The sequence below is a fragment of the Streptomyces sp. NBC_00210 genome, assembly GCF_045160975.1.
GTDB lineage: Bacteria > Actinomycetota > Actinomycetes > Streptomycetales > Streptomycetaceae > Streptomyces.
On sequence record NZ_CP108120.1, the window covers coordinates 8,615,288 to 8,634,696 of the forward strand.

The 19,409-nt window shown below is 70.0% G+C and carries 16 protein-coding genes and 1 pseudogene; 10 read left to right on the plus strand and 7 right to left on the minus strand.

Annotated elements, in window-relative coordinates; all coding sequences use genetic code 11:
* Positions 1–148: 148 nt before the first annotated feature.
* The 3 genes and pseudogenes from OG729_RS38655 to OG729_RS38665 all read right to left on the minus strand — a co-directional run.
* Entirely contained in the window at positions 149–664 is a 516-nt protein-coding gene (locus OG729_RS38655) for an SDR family NAD(P)-dependent oxidoreductase (protein ID WP_405810805.1), read from the minus strand.
* 192 nt (positions 665–856) lie between these two features.
* The gene (locus OG729_RS38660) at positions 857–2,755 is read right to left on the minus strand and encodes a propionyl-CoA synthetase (RefSeq protein WP_405810807.1); all 1,899 of its coding nucleotides are present in this window, start codon (positions 2,753–2,755) and stop codon (positions 857–859) included.
* A gap of 380 nt (positions 2,756–3,135) precedes the next feature.
* A pseudogene (locus tag OG729_RS38665) lies at positions 3,136–3,213 on the minus strand (transcriptional regulator); the annotation flags it as partial.
* Between OG729_RS38665 and OG729_RS38670 the strand changes: the two are divergent.
* The 6 genes from OG729_RS38670 to OG729_RS38695 all read left to right on the plus strand — a co-directional run bounded on the left by OG729_RS38670 (position 3,212) and on the right by OG729_RS38695 (position 7,834).
* The gene (locus OG729_RS38670) at positions 3,212–3,394 is read left to right on the plus strand and encodes a hypothetical protein (RefSeq protein WP_405811476.1); all 183 of its coding nucleotides are present in this window, start codon (positions 3,212–3,214) and stop codon (positions 3,392–3,394) included. The pseudogene OG729_RS38665 and the gene OG729_RS38670 sit on opposite strands and share 2 nt — an antisense overlap.
* Before the next feature lie 138 nt (positions 3,395–3,532).
* Complete coding sequence (locus OG729_RS38675) at positions 3,533–4,201, plus strand: hypothetical protein (RefSeq protein WP_405810808.1); 669 nt, start codon at positions 3,533–3,535, stop codon at positions 4,199–4,201.
* A 112-nt stretch (positions 4,202–4,313) separates the two neighbouring features.
* On the plus strand, positions 4,314–4,559 hold the full coding sequence (locus tag OG729_RS38680) for a ferredoxin (protein ID WP_405810810.1): 246 nt from the start codon (positions 4,314–4,316) through the stop codon (positions 4,557–4,559).
* Positions 4,549–5,940: an NAD(P)/FAD-dependent oxidoreductase gene (locus tag OG729_RS38685; protein WP_405810812.1), complete on the plus strand. Its 1,392-nt coding sequence runs from the start codon at positions 4,549–4,551 to the stop codon at positions 5,938–5,940. Before OG729_RS38680 ends, OG729_RS38685 begins: the two co-directional genes overlap by 11 nt.
* 142 nt (positions 5,941–6,082) lie before the next feature.
* Entirely contained in the window at positions 6,083–7,318 is a 1,236-nt protein-coding gene (locus OG729_RS38690; RefSeq protein WP_405810813.1) for a cytochrome P450, read from the plus strand.
* A gap of 285 nt (positions 7,319–7,603) precedes the next feature.
* On the plus strand, positions 7,604–7,834 hold the full coding sequence (locus OG729_RS38695; protein WP_360875720.1) for a helix-turn-helix transcriptional regulator: 231 nt from the start codon (positions 7,604–7,606) through the stop codon (positions 7,832–7,834).
* A 288-nt stretch (positions 7,835–8,122) separates the two neighbouring features.
* Here the strand turns inward: OG729_RS38695 and OG729_RS38700 are convergent, their stop codons facing one another.
* Positions 8,123–9,499 (minus strand): DNRLRE domain-containing protein, encoded by a 1,377-nt coding sequence (locus tag OG729_RS38700; RefSeq protein ID WP_405810815.1) that lies wholly within the window; start codon positions 9,497–9,499, stop codon positions 8,123–8,125.
* Positions 9,500–9,879: 380 nt separating this feature from the next.
* Between OG729_RS38700 and OG729_RS38705 the strand changes: the two genes are divergently transcribed.
* Together OG729_RS38705 and OG729_RS38710 are read left to right on the plus strand one after the other, a co-directional pair.
* Positions 9,880–11,145, plus strand: coding sequence for an MFS transporter (locus tag OG729_RS38705; RefSeq protein WP_405810816.1), 1,266 nt, complete (start codon positions 9,880–9,882; stop codon positions 11,143–11,145).
* Between the two features lie 5 nt (positions 11,146–11,150).
* A complete protein-coding gene (locus OG729_RS38710) occupies positions 11,151–12,140 on the plus strand; it encodes a TolB family protein (protein WP_405810818.1) in 990 nt (329 codons plus the stop codon).
* A gap of 112 nt (positions 12,141–12,252) precedes the next feature.
* Here the strand turns inward: OG729_RS38710 and OG729_RS38715 are convergent, their stop codons facing one another.
* A complete protein-coding gene (locus OG729_RS38715; RefSeq protein ID WP_405810819.1) occupies positions 12,253–13,380 on the minus strand; it encodes an NADH:flavin oxidoreductase in 1,128 nt (375 codons plus the stop codon).
* A gap of 241 nt (positions 13,381–13,621) precedes the next feature.
* The gene (locus OG729_RS38720) at positions 13,622–14,320 is read right to left on the minus strand and encodes a hypothetical protein (protein ID WP_405810821.1); all 699 of its coding nucleotides are present in this window, start codon (positions 14,318–14,320) and stop codon (positions 13,622–13,624) included.
* A gap of 1,291 nt (positions 14,321–15,611) precedes the next feature.
* Here OG729_RS38720 and OG729_RS38725 point away from each other — a divergent pair.
* Both OG729_RS38725 and OG729_RS38730 read left to right on the plus strand, forming a co-directional pair.
* A complete protein-coding gene (locus OG729_RS38725) occupies positions 15,612–16,439 on the plus strand; it encodes a hypothetical protein (protein ID WP_405810823.1) in 828 nt (275 codons plus the stop codon).
* Positions 16,440–16,646: 207 nt separating this feature from the next.
* Entirely contained in the window at positions 16,647–17,174 is a 528-nt protein-coding gene (locus tag OG729_RS38730; protein ID WP_405810825.1) for a helix-turn-helix domain-containing protein, read from the plus strand.
* Between the two features lie 269 nt (positions 17,175–17,443).
* Here the strand turns inward: OG729_RS38730 and OG729_RS38735 are convergent, their stop codons facing one another.
* On the minus strand, positions 17,444–19,369 hold the full coding sequence (locus tag OG729_RS38735) for a SpoIIE family protein phosphatase (RefSeq protein ID WP_405810826.1): 1,926 nt from the start codon (positions 19,367–19,369) through the stop codon (positions 17,444–17,446).
* Positions 19,370–19,409 lie beyond the last annotated feature (40 nt).

Here is a 19,409-nt window from a genome sequence, read left to right on the forward strand (position 1 = left end):
CAGGTCGCTACGACATGTACAGACCAATTCGGTGAACGTTTGAGGAGCGGCAGGCCGACGCGGGACGTGCGCAGGTAGCGAGTGGGGGCGGGAGGCCTGGCGGCGCAGACTGATCGACGCGGCACCGGGGGATCCTTGCCGAGGAGGTCTACCGCGGCGTCACGGTGAAGAAGGTCGGTGATCGCGCCGGGATCAGCCGAGGCATGGTCAACGGCAGCCCGGGGGAGACCGCCAAGGGGCCCCTGGACAGCCAACTTGACTTGGTCCGCACCGGCGTGGAGGACGACATCCGACGGGGGGTCGCCGACGGCAGCATCCGCCCCGAACTGGACGCCCGCGCGCAGGCATTCCTGCTGGAGAGCCTGGCGCGCGGCGTGCTGCTCCAGTACCAGCTGGACTCCTCGCGCGCCCGCCTGGAGAAATCGGCCGCGCGGCCCACGACATGGTGCTGCCGGCACTCACTGCGGACCGGAGGACCAGCTGACGCCCGGCGGCCGGGGTCCTCTGCGACATTGGCGCGGATACGGCGCGCCGCCCCTTTCCTGGCGACGTGCCGGGTCAGACCCACCAGGCCCGCCTTGGAACTGTCGTACGCGGGCGAGCCGGTGGCGGCGCGCAGCCCGGCAAGGGATCCGATGAAGACGATCGCGCCGCCGCCGCTCATCGCCGGCAGGCCGTACTTCGCGGCCAGGAAGTACCGGCCGGGCTCGTGGCTACCGTCCCGGGGTGAGGAGGAGCCCCACCGCGTCGACGTCCGGGGTGAACGACGCGGTGGTGCCGAGTGCGCCCTTTGATCTCGACAGAGAAGGTGTACGGCCTCGCGTGCCGCTCCTGGCTGCCGCGGAACCCGTCTCGCCTAGACGTCGTCGCGGAGTACCGGGCGCAGGGTATCGATCACCGCGGGATCCTCGATGGTTGAGGGGAGTTCGGGATCGCGGCCGTCGGCGATGTCGCGCATGGTACGGCGCAGGATCTTTCCCGATCGCGTCTTGGGCAGCGCGGCGACCAGGTCCACCCGGCGCAGCGCCGCCACCGGGCCGATCGTCTCCCTTACTGCGGTGACGAGTTCCGCGGCGATTTTGCGCGGATCGCGATCGATGCCGGCCTTGAGCACAACGAATCCGCGCGGCACCTGTCCCTTGAGCGGGTCGGCGACGCCGACGACAGCGCACTCGGCGACATCCGGGTGGGCGGCGAGGACCTCTTCCATCGCGCCGGTGGACAGTCGGTGCCCGGCAACGTTGATCACGTCGTCGGTGCGGCCCATGATGTAGATGTACCCGTCCTCGTCCTTGCGGCCGCCGTCGCCGGTGAGGTAGTGGCCGCTGTAGGCGGACAGGTACGAGCGCACATACCTCTCGTCGTCGTGCCACAGCGTGGGCAGCGTTCCGGGCGGCAACGGCAGCCGGATCGCCACCGCGCCGTCGGTGCCGGGGGGCGCTTCGCGGCCCGTTTCGTCGAGGATGCGCACGTCGTAGCCGGGCATCGGCACCGTGGGTGAGCCAGCCTTGATCGGCTGTGGCTCAAGGCCCACGGGATTGGCGACGATCGGCCAGCCGGTCTCGGTCTGCCACCAGTTGTCGACCACCGGCACGCCGAGGAGGTCGGTCGCCCAGCGGTAGGTCTCCGGGTCCAGGCGCTCGCCGGCCAGGAACAGGTGGCGCAGCGATCCGATGTCGTGGGCGTGGACAAGTGCTCCGTGCGGGTCCTCTTTCTTCACCGCGCGGATTGCGGTGGGCGCGGTGAACAGTGCCGTCACGCGGTGTTCGGCGATCACCCGCCACAGCGCACCGGCGTTCGGGGTGCCGACCGGCTTGCCTTCGTAGAGCACGGTAGTGCAGCCGGTGAGCAAGGGGCCGTAGACGATGTACGAGTGGCCGACGACCCAGCCGACGTCGGAGGCTGCCCAGAAGACTTCACCGGGGTGGGTGTCGTAAATGTTCTCCAGGGACCAGCGCAGCGCCACCGCGTGGCCGCCGTTGTCGCGCACCACGCCCTTGGGGCGGCCGGTGGTGCCAGAGGTGTAGAGGATGTAGAGCGGGTCGGTGGCGGCCACGGGGACGCAGTCCACCTTCTTGGCAGTCGCCATGGCCTGGTCCCAGTCGAGGTCACGGCCGGTCAGATTCGCCGTGGATTGCGGACGCTGGCGGATGACGCAGTGCTCCGGCTGGTGCTCGGCCAGGGCCAGGGCGGCGTCCAGCAGGGGCTTGTACGGCACGACGCGGGTCGGTTCGATGCCGCACGAGGCGGCGATGACTACTTTGGGGCGGGCGTCGTCGATGCGCACAGCGAGCTCGTGCGCGGCGAACCCCCCGAAGACGACCGAGTGGACGGCGCCGATGCGGGCACAGGCCAGCATCGCGACGACCGTCTCGGGAATCATCGGCATATAGATCGCGACGCGGTCGCCCTTGGCCACACCGAGCCCGGCCAGCACTCCGGCGAACAGCGCGACCTGGTCACGCAACTCTCGATAGGTGAACGACGCCTTACAGTCGGTGACCGGACTGTCGTACGCCAGTGCGAGTTGCTCGCCGCGCCCGGCGTCGACGTGGCGGTCGAGGGCGTTGTGGCAGGTGTTCAGTTGCCCGTCGGGGAACCACCGGTACAGCGGGGCCTGCGACTCGTCGAGGGCGCGGGTTGGCGCGACGGCCCAGTCGATGGCACGGGCGGCGTCCAGCCAGAAGCCTTCCGGATCCTCCAGACTGCGCCGATACCCGGCCGCATAGCCGCCTTGCTCAGGCGTCTGCGTCATGTCGACGTTCCTTTCGTCGTTAAGCCTGGGCACTGGAAAGGACTGGCCCGTCCCGTGCGGGCCGTATCACGGTCAGCCCAGAGCGTCTGCCGCCGTGCGCTGCCACTGCCCTGACCCTCACCCCACCATCCTCACCCTGAAACCTCAGTAACGGCGGCGGTTGAGTACCCCGATAGGAGTGGCCAGGCCGTCGCCGCCGCCGAACAGACCTGGATTTGGGGCGGCGCCGGGCAGAGCGTCGGAGAAGCCCTCGATCGCCCTCAAATGGGCGGCGAGCAAGATGCCGGGGACAGTGCCCCGCAACGCCGGCGCCAGTCAGCGCGCGGATGGAGTCGATGCCGGCGTAGGCGGCAAGCGCGAAGAACGAGACGGCGATGATGGGCAAGCAGCAGCTGGCAGCGGATGGGGCCGGCGAGAGCCCGGCCGAAGCGCGCGAGCACTTCAACCTCGGGAGCGATGGTCGACGCGGAGACATGGGCTGCCGAGTCCGAGGCGGACGACCAGGCCGAACACCACGACCCGCGCTTCGGCAGCTCGATCAGCCGCGATGCGCACGGTGCCCTCGCGATGACCGTCGAGCAGCTTCCGGCGGGCTCCCATCCCTCACCGCCGTCGCAGCCATCGGGTGGCGGGGCGTGAGGCGGCCTCGACCGACCGCGTGTCACCCTCACGCGCGTCCGGGGTGGCGCAGCCACGAGTACGGGTTCTTTCTGGTTGCAGTGGTCCGTCCCGGTATCGGGTGACCCACGGACGCGGAGAGGAAGCGAGCGGCCGCCCATGGCGAGAAGAGATCAGGCGCTGCGTACTCCACGGGCCGCGGGCCTGGTGGGCATCATCTTCGCTCTGTTGCTCGGCGCCGTCATCATTCTGGTCCGCCTGACGCTGCCCGGCGACGCGGGTGATGTGAGCGGCGACTGGTTCACCGATGCCTCGCGGCGGCGCACGGTGCAGACGGCGCTCGGCCTCATCCCGTTCGCGGGCATTTTCTTCCTGTGGTTCATGGGCGCCGTACGCGCACGTATAGGGGATGCGGAGGACAAGTTCGTCGCCACTGTGTTCCTGGGCAGCGGTCTGCTCTTCGTGGCGACCCTCTTCGGCGCCGCGGCGGCAGCGGGAGGCCTGCTGGCCTCGGCGGGTGTGTCCGGGGCCGGCTCCGGGCCGCAACTGCAGTCCTTCGGCCAGCACTTCACCTACGGCCTTCTGACGACCTATTCGATGCGCATGGCAGCGGTGTTCGCCCTGACGACCTCCTCCATCGGGCACCAGCTCGGAGTCCTTCCCCGATGGCTGACCCTCCTGGGCTATCTCGTCGCCCTGACGCTGCTCTTCGTGACGGACAGCATCGCCTGGTCGGAGCTGGTCTTCCCGCTGTGGGCCCTGGTTGTCAGCCTGCACATCCTTGTTGCCGGTCTGCCCCCGCGGTCCGCATCGGCCGCCTCGTCATGACGCGCTGTTCCGGGGCGTTGCGGACCCATAACGCTTCTGGCCCGTCTGTGCTCGCGACAACACGGCAACACCCGCAAGCTGAGGCACGGAACCACTGGAAGGACGCCCCTTGATGAGGCTTGTCGTCGACCTGAACCGCTGCCAGGGATATGCGCAATGCGCGTTCCTCGCACCCGATGTCTTCGCCATGCACGGCGACGAGGCACTGCTGTACAACCCGCAGGCCGACGCCGAGCAGAGGGAGAACATGGCGCGTGCCGTAGCCGCGTGCCCCGTCCAAGCCATCCTCGTGGAGGGCCTGGACGAATCGGCCGGTGCTCCCATCGCGCCCGGCGAGGAGGCATCCCGTGGACGGTGACCGCCAGCTGGAGTGGTTGAGGCGCGAGGGACGGATCGTGATCGTCGGCGCCTCACTGGCCGGCCTGAGGGCCGCGGAGACGCTGCGGGAGGAGGGCTTCGCCGGTTCCCTCACGCTGATCGGCGATGAGCCGTACGAGCCGTACGACCGGCCGCCCCTGTCCAAGCAGGTCCTGCTGGGGAAGGCGGACGCCCACCGCACCGCGCTTCCCCGGCGACGGGACCCGGACGCGCAGTGGCGCCTCGGGGTCGCGGCCACCGGTCTAGACATGGCGGCGAGGCGTGTGCAACTCGCCGACGGCGACGAGGTGGCGTACGACCGGCTGCTGATCGCGACCGGTGTACGGCCCCGTCCGTGGCCGAACCAGAGCGAGGCGGAACTCGACGGGGTCTTCGTCCTGCGCACCCGCGACGAGGCGGCACGGCTGCACAGCCGGCTCACGCAGGGACCACGCAGGGTGCTCGTGATCGGCGCTGGATTCACCGGCTCGGAGATCGCCTCCGCCTGCCGGGAGCGGGGAATTGCGGTCACCGTCGCAGAACGCGCCGCCGCGCCCCTGGTCGGTGCCCTCGGCGGTGTGATCGGCGATGTGGCCGCACAGATGCAGCGCGAACAGGGCGTGGACCTGCGCTGCGGTGTCATGGTCACCTCGCTGGAGGGTGACTCCGCGGGGCGGGTGCGCTCCGCCCACCTGTCCGACGGCGCCGCGGTCGAGGCGGACATCGTGGTCGTCTCACTCGGCGCGACCCGCAACACGGAATGGCTGGCCGGATCCGGACTGGGCGCGGGCCCTCGTGGCATCGCGTGCGACGCAGGCTGCCGGGCCTTCGACATCCGGGGCATCGTGACCGACGACGTCTTCGTCGCCGGCGACGTGGCGAGGTCCCCGCACCCGCTGTTCGGGTACCAGTTCCTGTCCCTGGAGCACTGGGGCAACGCCGTCTCGCAGGCCGAGATCGCCGCGCACAACATGGTCAGCGCCGGCGCCGACCGCCGCCCGCACATGTGGGTGCCGGCCTTCTGGTCTTCCCAGTTCGGGGTGAACATCAAGTCGGTCGGGGTGCCGTCCATGGGCGAGGAGATCCTCATCAGCCAGGGTGCACTGGCGGAGCGCAGGTTCACGGGAGTGTACGGATACCAGGGACGCGTCATCGGCGCCGTCACCTTCGACAACTCGCGGTGGCTGCCGTTCTACCAGCGGCTGATCGAGTCGACCGCGCCGTTCCCGCCGCCGTTCCCGACGCTGGACAGGCGCTCCGACGGACAGCGCCCGCTCCCGGCCGATTTCCCCGACCCGTCCGTGCCCACCCACGCTCCGACCGTCACCCTCGGCGGCTACTCGCCCGCCGACCGGCGGATGGTCTTCACCCCCGGCCGATGACGACCGCGTGCCGTCGGGCGACCGCGTGCCGTCCGACGGCGGCCCCTCCCGTCCGGGTCCGTCCGGGGCCGGACCAGTCCACCGCCCGAACCGTCTCCGGCAACGTCTCCACGGCCGGCGCCCACGCCAACAAGGACCCGTCATGACGTCTCTCCTGCGGCAGATCACCGACTACTCCAACCGCGCCAACCCCTACCCCCTCTACGCGGAACTCCGAAAGACGCCGGTGGCCCACGACGAGGACGGCCCGTACGTCATCAGCACCTACCACGACATCCTGAGCCTGCTGCACGATCCGCGGATCAGCTCCGACGCCCGGAACCGCACCGCGCCGGTGGCCGACGAACTGCAGCAGCCGGAGCAGGAGCAGGAGACGACCCTGCCACCCGGCTTCCTGAAGCTCGACCCCCCGGAGCACGACCGGCTGCGCCGTATGACCAACCGCCCCTTCGGGCCACCACACAGCCCCCGGCACATCGAGAGCATGCGCCCGGAACTCGGTGAGATCGTCTCGGGTCTCATCGACGGTCTCGGGAACGGTGGCCGCATCGACCTGGTCGACCAGTTCTCCTACCCCTTCCCCGTCACGGTGATCTGCCGACTGCTCGGGGTGCCGCGTGAGGACGAGCCACGCTTCCACACATGGGCCGACACCCTCGCCGCCAGCCTGGATCCCGCCCCGAACGAGGACCATACCGAGCGGGACCGCATCGCGAAGGAGGCCAAGACACAACTGGGCATGTACCTGGCCGGGCTGATCGAGGAGCGGCGCAAGTCACCGCGTGACGACATGCTCTCCGCACTGGTCAACGGTGGTGGACCGGACGGAGCCATGACGACGATGGAGGTGCTCAGCACCGCCGCCCTGCTGCTGATCGCAGGCCATGAGACGACGGTCAACCTGATCACCAACGGGATGCTCACCCTTCTGCGCCACCCCGATGTCCTTGAGCGCCTGCGGGACGAGCCGCGTCTGGCCGTGCAGATCGTGGAGGAGCTGCTGCGTTACGAACCGCCGGTGCAGTTGCTGCCGCAGCGCACACCGATCGCCGACATCGAGGTCCGCGGTGTCACCATCCCCAAGGGATCGTCGATGTGGCTGGTTCTGGCGTCGGGCAACCGTGACCCACAGCGCTTCGAGGACCCCGATCGCTTCGACCCGGACCGGAAGGACATCCAGCACCTGGGACTCGGCAGCGGTATCCACAGCTGCTTCGGCGCCCCGCTGGCTCGCCTCGAGACCCAGATCGCCCTCTCCGAGCTCGCCCGCAGGCTCGACAGGCCCCGCCTGGTGGAGGATCCTCCGCCCTACCGCCAGAACGCCGTCCTGCGGGGACCCCGCCATCTGAACATCGAGTTCGACAGCCTGCGCGCCTAGTGCGGGGGACGGGTTGACTCACTCGTCGGGCTCCGGCTGCGGCTCCAGTGCCGTGGGCCTGGCTCAGCCGCCCGCAGGCGGGCCGCTTTCAACTCCTCTGTGATCGCTGCGTGGCGTGCCTGTGGGGGTGGCCTGTGACAGGCCTGTGACAGTGGGCGGACACGGTCATGAAGTCACCCAGACAGTCTTTTCGAAAGCGGACAAAGCGCAGCATTTCCGGCGCATGTCCCCTGCTTCCGAGGGTGTGAGCAGTGATGACCGAGCCGATCCGTCGGAGGAAATCCCATGAGCCTCACGCCCGCCACGCCGCACGCCGAAGCCCCCGCGCCTGCGCTGGCCCCGCGGGAGAAGGAGACACTGCGGCATATCGCCGCAGGGCGCACCTACCTGCAAACAGCCCGCCACATGGGGCTCTCCCGGCACACGGTCGACGCCTATCTCCGCCGAATCCGGACCAAGCTCAACATCACCACCACGGCCGAACTCACCCGATGGGCCATCTCCCTGGGACTGTGACACCCAGGCCACCGGGGCCGGAAAGCGCCCACAGGCAATCCGGTCCCTGCGCACGCCCGCGGCGCACGCCGCCCAGCACCGCCGCTGCTCACCAGCCGCGGGCCGAGTTGCAGGACACGACGGTAGGCTCGGCAACCGCCCCCTGCGCGCCGCCCTCCGGCTCGTGGCCAAGCTCGCCTGCGGTGCACTGTTCTTCGCCCTGGCCCCCGGGCTGCGATGTCGCACTTGTGCACGAGGGGCTGTCCGGGCTTGGCCGCGGACAGCCCCCTGTGTGCGAGGCGTGATGACTCAGTGGCAGCTGGTGGTGCCGCTGTCGCCGTAGGTCTTGCCCGCCTCGGGCACGAACTGCCAGTCGTAACTGCCCGCGTGCAGCGTGAACTTGAGCACGCCATAGGTGTCGCTGTTGCGGGCCTGGCTGTTGGGCAGGATGGTGCCGAAGCCGTAGTGGCTGGCACCGCCCATGCCGGCGACGAAGTGCCGGGCGCCGCGGGTGGTGTCGAGCTGACCGCTCGGGTTCATCTGGGCGAACCGCTCGTACTGGTGGTTGTGGCCCGTCACGATCACGTCGGCGTTGTTGTCGTACAGCGCTTGGACGAGAGGACCGGTCGAGGTGTCGGGAGCATGGTTGGCGCCCGAGGTGAACCGCGGCTTGTGCCAGTAGGCGAGAGTGCACGGCTTGCTGCTGCCGGCCAGGTCGGAACGCAGCCACTGCTCCTGCGCCGAACCGACGGACATGCTGACCTCGGAGTTCAGCGAGACCACGTGCCAGCTGCCCAGATCGTAGGAGTAGTAGCCCCGGCCGGACGGGCCGGCGCCGGCGCCGAAGTAGCCGTAGTAGCCCGTGGCGCCCGAGGTGTTGTAGTCGTGGTTGCCCGGAGCCGGCTTGGTGCGCGCCTTGTGCCGGCCCCAGGTCGGGTCGTAGTAGGTGGCGAACTCCGAGGCCGTGCCGCTGTCGTAGACGTTGTCACCGGCGGTGAACACCGTGCCGGAGATGCCGTCCAGCAGATTGGCGGTCGCGCTGTCGCCCGAGCCGGAGTTGGCGATGTCACCGGCGCCGACCAGCACAGGGTCGCCCGAGGGCGGAGGAGTGGAGGTGGATGTGGGGCTCGGCGACGGGCCGCTTCCGGTGGTGATCACCAGCTGCGGGGCGTCGGCGCCGCTCTCCCGCGCGTCGTAGTAAGCGCCGTCGGCGCTGGCGGAGGTCGCGCCGATGCTGAAGGTGCCGTTGCCGGTGACCAGCGAGGTCACATCGATCTCGTACCACGTGTCCTTGGCGACCGAGCCGATGCTGCCCAGCGTCGCGCCGTCGATAGCAGGCTTGTTGTTCCAGGTCGTCCCGGTCTCCGACCACGTGGTGTTGGTCATCGCCTTGAACGTGCCGCCGGCGTTACTGCCACTGTTGCTGCTCACCGTGCGGATCCGCAGCTTGGCGCTGGTCACCGCCTCGCTCAGACCACTGACGGTGAACTTCAGGAACGACTGGCGCACCGGAGAGTTGTCGACCACGAACTGGGTCGACGTGCCGTAGTTGGTGGACGGGGTGCTGCCCTGCACATAGGTGTCGGCTACGGCGGTGAAGGAGGACGTGGCTGCGGTGGCCACGGGAGCGGTCGTGAGCAAGGCGGCGATGGCGGCGGTCGTCAGTGTGACTGCTCCTCCAGCCATCGCTGCTCTCCGGAGGTGGCGGTTGCCCATCGGGTGGTCCCTTCTGAGGTGAAGGCCGTGACTTGCGTCACAGGCGGCAGGGAATCTAGGGACCCAGCGGAGCCGCCATCACGCGATTGAGTGAACGCGATACGTGCGTTGAGTGAGGTTTCTTCGGGTTCGCTCAGGCGTTCTGGCCAACTGCGAACAGGCCACCGGCCGTTCACCGACTGCATGCCTGCCCGCCGATGTCCGTGCGTGGTTCACGGCGTGCGTGCACCGGACGATGGGGCGTCGCCAAGGTGATCGACCGCTCGGCGGGTGGAGACTCCCGCGGGCGTCCGTCGTCGCGGCGCTGGCCCACCCACTCGTCCGGCGCGCGCCGCAGGAGGTGCCCACGCGTGTACCTGAACACCATCGGCTGGTCCAGGACGGCCGACGGCGCCGACGGGCCCGGCCGCCGCCTGCCCGCGATAGGCGCCAACGTCTTCGCTCTCGGCTCGGTCAGCCTGGTCACCGACATTTCCTCCGAGATGGTCACCGCGGTCCTTCCCCTGTATCTCGTATTCGGCCTCCAGCTGAGCCCGATGGCCTATGGAGTGATCGACGGGGTCTACACCGGCGCCACGGCAGTGCTGCGGATCGTGGGCGGCTATGTCGCCGACCGGGTACGCAGCCACAAGGCGGTGGCCGGCGTCGGGTACGCGCTCTCGGCGGTGGCCAAGCTGGGCCTGCTCGCGGCGGGCCGGTCGGTCGCCGCCGTCGGGCTGGTGATCGCGGTCGACCGGACCGGCAAAGGGCTGCGCACTGCACCTCGCGACGCGCTGATCACGCTGTCGACGCCGATGGAGTCCCTGGGCCGGGCCTTCGGCGTGCACCGGGCGATGGACAGCCTCGGCGCCTTCCTCGGCCCGCTGGTCGCCCTGGCGGTCCTCGCCGCCGCCGGCCAGTCCTTCGATGCGGTCTTCGTCACCAGCTTCTGCGTTGCCGTCCTCGGAGTTGTGCTGCTCGTGCTGTTCGTCCGCGACCGGCGTGACGTCCAACCCACGGCCGTGACCGTCTCGCCCCGCGACGCCGTCGCCCTGTTGCGGGCCGCGCCGGTCCGCAGCCTCATCCTCGCCGCCTGCCTGCTCGGGCTGGCAACCGTCGGCGACGGCTTCGTCTATCTGCTCCTGCAGCGACGCCAGGAGCTGAGCGCAGGCTGGTTTCCGCTGCTCGCGGTCGGCACCAACCTCGCCTACCTGCTGCTCGCGGCTCCCCTCGGCGCCCTGGCCGACCGGCTCGGCAGGCTGCCCGTGTTGCTGGGCGGCTACACAGCGCTGGTCACCGTCTATCTGTTGCTCTTCGGACCACTGGACGGCTGGCCGCTGATCGTCCTCACGCTCGGCCTCTACGGTCTCTTCTACGCCGCCACCGACGGCGTACTCATGGCGCTGGCAGGCCCGTTGCTGCCCGAACGGCTGCGCGCCACCGGAATCGCCGTCGTACAGACCGGCCAGGCACTGGCCTACCTCGTTTCCTCGGTCCTGTTCGGGATGGCCTGGCAGGCATGGGGTCCGGTCACCGCCAGCCGGGTGGCCGCCGCGGGCGTGGTCGTGGCGATCATCGCCACCGCGGTCCTGCTCGCCCGCCCGACCACCCCTGTCTCTCAGGAGGCGTCCCGTTGAGGCCGATGACCCAGCGGACGCGGATCACCGTCCTCGTCGCCGCCGCGGCTGTACTCGCCGCCGTCGCCGTCGGCTACATCCGGCTGGCCGCCGACCGGACCACCACCGCGGGTGCCACATCGAATCCGGTCACCACCACCGCGGACCGCGTCACGCTCGCCCCCGGCCGACGGTTGCTGGTGGTCAGCGACCGCCATCTCGCCACCGTCTCCCGGGACAACCCGGGCGGCCCGCGGACGGTCGCCCCGCTGGAGTGCGTCCGGGTCTACGCTGCGGCGGGCACCGGCGTCTGCATCCGCCCCGACTCCCCATGGTCGTACCATCTCGTCGTCGTCGACCGGCAGCTCCGTCACAAGCGGGCGATCCCGGTTCCCGGACTGCCCAACCGGGCCCGGGTCTCGGCCAGTGGCCGGATGGTGGCGTGGACGACCTTCGTCGGGGGCGATTCCTACAACAGCGGCGGCTTCTCCACCCGGACGGGCATCCTGGACACCCGCACCGGCGTGCTCGCCGGCACGCTGGAGAAGTTCGCGGTGACCAGAGAAGGCCGGCCCTACCAGGCCGCCGACATCAACTTCTGGGGCGTCACCTTCACCGCCGACGACAACCGCTTCTACGCCACCATGTCCACGGCCGGCCGCCGGTACCTCGTCGAGGGCGACTTCGCGGCCAGAACCGTCCGCACGCTCAAGGAGAACGTCGAGTGCCCGTCGCTGTCGCCCGACGGCACCCGCATCGCGTTCAAGCAGGCCATCGACGCCGACCCCACCCGCGGCTGGCGGTTGTCGGTGCTCGAACTGGCCTCGATGCGGGTGACGCCAGTGGCCGAGACCCGCAGCATCGACGACCAGGCAGCCTGGCTCGACAACACCACGCTCGCCTACACCGTGCGCGACAGCAGCGGCGACCCCGACGTCTGGTCCACGCCGGCCGACGGCTCCGCCAGGCCGCGCTTGCTGGTCCCCGGCGCGGAGTCCCCGGCCGCACTCGGCTGACCCGAGGACGCGGATCCGGCGCTCCGTGGCCCCGGCCCAGGGCACCGCGGCAGATGCGGGTCTCGACGTCGGCTATGTCCAGGCCAATGTCTGCAGGGAAGGCGGCCCGTCCCTAGTTCAGCGTCTTCAGCGCCGCCGCGTCGTACGGCTTCAGTTCCTCGATCCGGTCCCCGAGGATCTTCGCCGCCCACTCCGGGTCCTGGAGCAGGGCGCGGCCGACGGCGACCATGTCGAACTCGTCGCGTTCCAGGCGGTCGAGGAGGTTGTCGATGCCCTGGACCGGGGCGCCCTCGCCCATGAAGCCGCGGATGAAGTCGCCGTCGAGGCCGACCGAGCCGACGGTGATGGTGGGCCTGCCGGTGAGCTTCTTGGTCCAGCCCGCCAGGTTCAGGTCCGAGCCCTCGAACTCCGGGAGCCAGTAGCGGCGGGTGGAGGCGTGAAAGGCGTCGACGCCGGCCGCGGCGAGCGGGGTCAGGATCGCCTCCAGCTCCTCCGGACTCTCGGCGAGCCTCGCGTCGTAGGCCTCCTGCTTCCACTGCGAGTAGCGGAAGATCACCGGGAACTCGGGCGAGACGGCCTCGCGGACCGCGGCCACGATGTCGGCCGCGAACTTCGAACGGGCCACGGCGTCGCCGCCATAGGCGTCGGTACGGCGGTTCGTCCCCGCCCACAGGAACTGGTCGAGGAGGTAGCCGTGGGCGCCGTGCAGTTCGACGCCGTCGAAGCCTATGCGCTCGGCGGCCGCGGCGGCCTCGGCGAAGGCGCCGATGACGTCGTCCAGGTCGCGCCGGGTCATCGCCTTGCCGGTGCCCTCGGTACCGTCGACGCGGATGCCGGAGGGGCCGACGGCGGGGGCGTCGGCGTAAGGCGGGTCGCCCTGCTTGCGCACCATGCCGATGTGCCACAGCTGCGGCACGATCGCGCCGCCCGCCGCGTGAACGGCTTCGGCGACCTTCGCCCACCCCGCCAGCTGCTCCTCACCGTGGAACCGCGGCACACGGTCACTCTGCCCGGCCGACTCGTGGCCGACGTAGGTCCCCTCGGTGACGATCAGGCCCACACCCGCGGCGGCGCGACGGGCGTAGTACGACCGCACGTCATCACCCGGGACGCCGCCCGGGGAGAACATGCGCGTCATCGGCGCCATCACGACGCGGTTCGGGACGGTCAGGCCGTTCAGCGCGACAGGCCGGGACAGGATCTCGGCCGCGCGGGAGGCGGAGGACTCAGTGACGGTCACGGGGGTGCTCCTCGTAGGTACCAGACGGTATGTGCACATGCATTGAATGCGTGAAGGTGCCAACCGTCCCACTGGTCACGGCATTCCGCCCCTTTGGCGAGCCGCCGTGTGATCCCGGACACGCACCCAGCGCACCCGCTCCTGAGGGGTGTGCGCCGCCGCAGGCGCGGTGTGGGGCACAGATCGGGGTTCTTCACAGGCCCTGATAGGCGGTCTGCCTCGGGTGCTTTCCCGGGGGCGTTCACTTGACGATGACGTCCCCCGCGGGTTCGGGCGGGGCCGGGGCGTCGGGTGCGGGGGAGTTATTGGTGTCGTCCTTGTGAGGTTCGGGCGGGGCCGGGGCGTCGGGAGGGGAGGAGTTGCCGGTGTTGTCCTTGGGCGGTTCGGGCGGGGCCGGGGCGTCGTGGGCTGGGGCGCTGGGAGTGTCGTCCTTGTGGGGTTTGGGTGGGGTGGGAGTGTCGGGGCACGGGGGGCCGTTCTTGCCGCCGCTGCCGGTGCCGCCGCGGCCGTTCTTGCCGTTGTTGCCGCCGCAGCGTCCGTTGCCGCCGCGGCCGCCTGCGCCGCCGGTGCCGGCGCCGCCCGGCGCGGTGCAGATGGTGCCGTCGGTACCCGTGCCGGTGCCGCCGTTGCCTCCGTCGCCGCCGTAGCCGGGACGGCAGAGATCATCGTGACCGCCATGCCTCTTGGGGTGTTTGTGGTTCTTGTGGCTGTCATGACCCTTGGGGTGCTTGTGGCTCTTGCTGCCATGGCCCTTGGAGTTCTTGGAATGCTCTTTGGGGGTCTTGGTGTCCTTGTGGTCTGTGGTGACTGCCGGTTCCGCCGTGTTCCGTGCTGTCGGTGCCGCGAACGCTGCGGAAGCCGGTATCAGGACACCGCCGACGCCCAGGAGGGCGGAGGTGGCGACGATGGCCAGACGACGCGTCCAGATGGTGTCATTCATAGAAATCGGTGTCCTTCTTTCGCACGTTCCCATCGGGGCAGGAAAGAGCAAAAATTCGGTGGCTGTGGGCGGATTCGTGACGTGTGGCCCGGGATTCCGGTCTTTCCGGTGGGGCCGCATTTCCAGTAGGCCCGAGCGCGCGCTGCCTGGTCACGTTCCGACATGTCGTGGCTTGACGCAGCCGAAGGCATCGGGTAATTGCCCGTAAAGGGGGCTGGTGTGGGAGACCGATGCCCGCGCAGCCTGGTAAGTCGTCGCCGGGCCTGCACGCCCGCCGGAGTCACATGCTCGCCTCGCCTTTGGGGGCTGCGTGGGGATATCCGTAAAGCCGGTTTCCTTGACTCGTTGAGGCCGGCACGGCTGTGGTGTGCCCGATCGGAAGGTGGGGCTGGGTGGTCGCCCGCGTCGCGGGGCGGTCGTGGGGTGCCGCTGACGAGTTCCTGGCGTGTCTCAACCGGGCTGACGACATGGCTTCATCAGCAAGTCGCCTCCTGCCACGGCGTCCCCGTGTGCCGTGCGGGAACCGTCAGGCGGCCGTCTCAGTAACCCCGGCCTGAGGTCGGATGCAGGCGGGCCGATGTGGTTGGTCAGGAGACGGCTGCGTTCCACGTTCGTGGCGACGCCGGCCTCTCCAGGCTGCAGAGGGGCAGGCGTTGAGGTCTTCTTGGCCGGCCGTGAGCCACTGGTGTTCCTCAGCCCGCAGGGATTGCTTCTTGACGCGCGAGGTCCGGTAGAGCTCGGCGGTGAGGTCGACCAGGTCCGGCGGGAAGGTGTCCGTGAGTTCGGTGGCGGCCACGGTGCTGTGGGCGGGAGGGGCCCCAGGGTGCGGTGTCAGAGTCCTTCGGTTGTGATGGCTGGTCTGTGTGAAGTGGCTGCAGGTGCAGGGTAGTTGGACCGGGGCTGTGGCTGCGGTGTTTGTGGGCCGGGCCGGGGGTGGGCGCGGTGTGAAGTCATAGGGGGCGGTTCCGGTGGGCCCCTGCTGCGGTGGGGTGTGCGGTGCCCTGAGGGGCCGGGGATGCGGGCTGCTAGGGGGCGGGAGTGTGGCTGTCGCTGTTGTCGGGTGGTGTGTCTTGTGCGTGCTTTTACCTGGTGTTTATGGCTGCGTCAAGCCACGACTTGTCGGAACGTGACCGGGCTGTGCGGTTCGGGCCTACTGGAAGTGCGGCCTCGGCGGAAGAAATGAACGAGGCGGCACGGTGAAAGGGAATTCCTTTCCGAGGGTTTCTCCTTTTGCCGGGTGTCCCGGGTTCCCGGGAAATCTAAGAATCCATCTATTCAGTAGGAGTAAGTCATGTCCCGTACCGTTCACACCCGCAGTGATGTCCGTTCCAAGCGTCGGGGTCTGCGTCTGGCGACGTTTTTCGCCTCTGGCACTTTCATGGCAGGGGCCGCCATCATTCCGGCCTCCTCCGCGATGGCGGCCCCGATGCCGGCCTCACCGGCGGTGAGCCTGGCCGCCCATGTGGACAAGCACGACACCAAGCACGACAAGAAGCACGACAAGAAGAAGGTCGTCATCAAGGTCGTCATCAAGAAGGACAAGCACGGCAAGAAGAAGGTGGTCATCGTCGTCGTCAAGCACGACAACAAGAAGCACGACAAGCACGACAAGAAGCACGACAAGAAGGACGAGAACAAGAAGGGCGACCCGAAGAAGAAGGATGACCCGAAGAAGGACCCGAAGAAGGACCCGAAGAAGGACCCGAAGAAGGACCCGAAGAAGGACCCGAAGGACAACAAGAAGGACGACCCGAAGGTCGACCCGAAGGACAAGAACAAGCAGGACCCGAAGGACGCTCCGAAGAAGACGGGAGGTAAGGGCGGCGACGGCGGCGCGGGCGGCGTCCTGGGCGGCACGGGTGGTACGGGCGGCAAGGGCGCTGACACGGGCGGTGCCGGGGGTACCGGCGGCACGGGTGGTGTCGCGGGCGGTAACGGTGGTACCGGCGGTGCCGGCGGCACCACGGGAGGTGCCGGGGGTACCGGCGGTACCGGTGGTGTCGTGGGCGGCACTGGTGGCACCGGTGGTACCGGCGGGACCACGGGAGGTGCCGGTGGCACGGGCGGCACCGGTGGCGTCGTGGGCGGCACTGGTGGTGCGGGCGGCGACGCCGTCTGAGGCGGCTGCTTCACCCTGTGGTCACATCCGGTACGGCCCGGACGGCTCATGCCGTCCGGGCCGTACCGGCCCATCCCGGCGGGGTGGGGGTCCGAAGGCCTCCACTCCCACCGGCCAGCTGGCCGGGCTGCGGCCGCTGAAGACACGGCGGCCGGATGCGCAGCGCCTGCGGGCGCCGCGTCCATGTGAGGAATACGGAGAATCCCCATGTCTGGAAGTTTCTGGCAGCGTCGTTTCGTCCTGGCGCCGTTCTCGCTGGTTTTCGCGGCCGGTATCGCCTGTGCCGCGCAGGCGCCGCACACCGCCGCGGCAGGCTCCGGTCACCGGGCCGAGGCCCCTGCACTCGCCGGTGGCGCGGGTAGCGCGGGTGGTCGTGGTGTCGGCGGCCAGGGCGGTGTCGGTGGTGCCGGTGGCACGGGCGGTGAGTGCGGTAACGGGGGTGATGGCGGCAAGGGCGGCGACAGCGGGCGCGGCGGCGGCCCAGGTCAGTCGGGGGAGCCCGGCAAGCCCGGCACACACGGCTGTACCCGGTTCGAGGACCTGCCGGACAAGCCGAAGGACAAGCTGACGCTGGCGGACAGGGTCAGGATTGTGATGGTCGTCCTGCACGGACCCACGACAAGCGCCGAGGCCGCCAGGAAATACAAGATGCCGGCACAGGAGATCGACGCCTGGAAACGGCAGTACCTCGCCGGCGGCTGGGCCGCGCTGATGGGTAAGGATGTCCCCTCCTGAGGCGCCGCCGTCCGGCGCCACAGTCGAGCGGCACCCAGGCTCCGAGCCGGACAGGCGGCCGGCCCCGGTCCCGCACGCTCCGGCTCGCATCGGAGGGGCATCTGCGGGCCCGAAGCGACGTGCCACCCGCTGGCCACCCCGCCCTTGGGGCAGGTGACGAACGCGCCGCCCCCGGCGCGCACCGCCCGCGTGGCGTCGTTGTTTCGGGCCGGGGGCCGGGGTCGGTTTGCCGGGGAGGCCCCGTGCGCGGTGGGAGGTCTGGATGGGTTTCAGTCCGCGGAAAGTCCGGTGAGGGATTGTTCGGCCCAGACGGTTTTGCCCGTGGGGGCGTGCCGGGTGCCCCAGCGCTGGGAGAGCTGGGCGACCAGCAGCAGGCCTCGTCCTCCTTCGTCGAAGGTGCGGGCGCGGCGCATGTGCGGGGCGGTGTTGCTGGAATCGAAGACTTCGCAGATGAGGGTGGTGTCGGTGTGGAGGAGGCGGAGTTGGATGGGTGGGTGGCCGTAGCGGATGGCGTTGGTGACGAGTTCGCTGACGACGAGTTCGGTAATGAACGCGGCGTCGTCCAGTCCCCAGGCGGTCAGTTGGTCGGTGGCGCCTTTGCGGGCGCGGGCGACGATGGCGGGGTCGAAGGCCAGGTCCCAGGTAGCGACCTGGTCGGCGTCAAGGGCACGGGTGCGGGCGATGAGCAGGGCGATGTCGTCGTCGAGGCGGTGGGTCAGCATGGCCGCGAGGATCCTGTCGCAGAGGGTGTCCAGCGTCTGGGCGGGGTGGGCGAGGGCGGCGAACATCTTGTCCAGGGCGTCGTCGATGTCGTGGTCGCGGACTTCGAGCAGACCGTCGGTGTAGAGGGCGATCAGGCTGCCCTCGGGCAGCTCGGTCTCGAAGGTCTCGAACGGTAGGCCGCCCAGGCCCAGCGGCGGGCCGGCCGGGACATCGAGGAAACGGACGGCGCCGTCCGGGGTGACCACCGCGGGCGGGGGGTGGCCGGCCCGGGCGAAGGTGCAGCGGCGGGAAACCGGGTCGTAGACCGCATACAGGCAGGTGGTGCCGATGCCACCGGCGGTTTCGGCGGCGCCTTCGGTGCCGGCTTCGTCGGCGGACAGGTGGATGACGAGGTCGTCGAGGTGGGTGAGCAGCTCGTCGGGCGGCAGGTCGACATCAGCCAGGGTGCGCACCGCGGTCCGCAGCCGGCCCATGGTGGCCGACGCACGGATGCCGTGCCCCACCACATCGCCCACCACCAGGGCCACCCGCGCACCGGACAGTCCGATCACGTCGAACCAGTCGCCGCCCACACCGGCCCGGCTGTCGGCGGGCAGGTAGCGGGAGGCGATCTGCAGTCCCGCCTGATCGGGCAGCGAATGCGGGAGCAGGCTGCGCTGCAGGGTCATCGTGGTGGTGCGCCCCCGGGGGGACCGGTCGGCGCTGTGGATGCCGACGGCCGCCCTGGCCGTGCGCTCCTCGGTCGGCCACAGGTCGTCCGGCGCCGCCAGGCACACGCCGCGCACCCGCCCGCCGGGGTCCTTCAGCGGGGTCAGGAAGGCCGGCCGGCCGCGCTCCGCGCTGACACCGGTAGGGCGGATGCAGGCCTCCACGTGCTGCACCTCGCCGCTCTCCAGCGCCCGGCGCATCTTCGTCTCGGCCTCCTCGCTCACCGGATGCGGCGCGATCTCCGGCAGCCGCAGCCCACGCATCTGCTCCTCGGTCAGGGACAGTGCACGCTCCATGCCGGCACTGGCCCCCACCAGCCGCAGGTCCGCATCGAAGAGGGCCAGAAGGTCGGGGGACTGGCGAAACGCCCACTCCCTCAACGCCTCACCCTCGGGCGGGCGCGCCCAGCCCGCCACGGCCGACACCACGAGCCACTCGCCGCCCGGACCGTCCGACGTCCGGCGGTGCCCGAGCAGTTGCCGCACCAGCCGACGGCCGTCCCGGTGCCGCAGCGCCAGGGTGCCGCTCCACCTCTCTCTCCCGCCCGCATCCCGCCACGCCCTCGCGCCGGTGTCATCGGCGAGCAGCCGGGCAGCGGCCTGCCCGACCACCTCCGCGGGCAGATAGCCCAGCAGCCGCCGGGCACCCTCACTCCACCCCGTCACCATGCCCTGCTCATCGATGGTGGCGGTGGCCGTGTAGGCCGGCCCCGGCAAGGCGTCCGCCTGCGCCTGGTCACCGGGAGGGGTGGGAAGTCGCTCCATCGCCGCTCATCTCGCCGTTCGGGAACCTGCACGCCCCGGG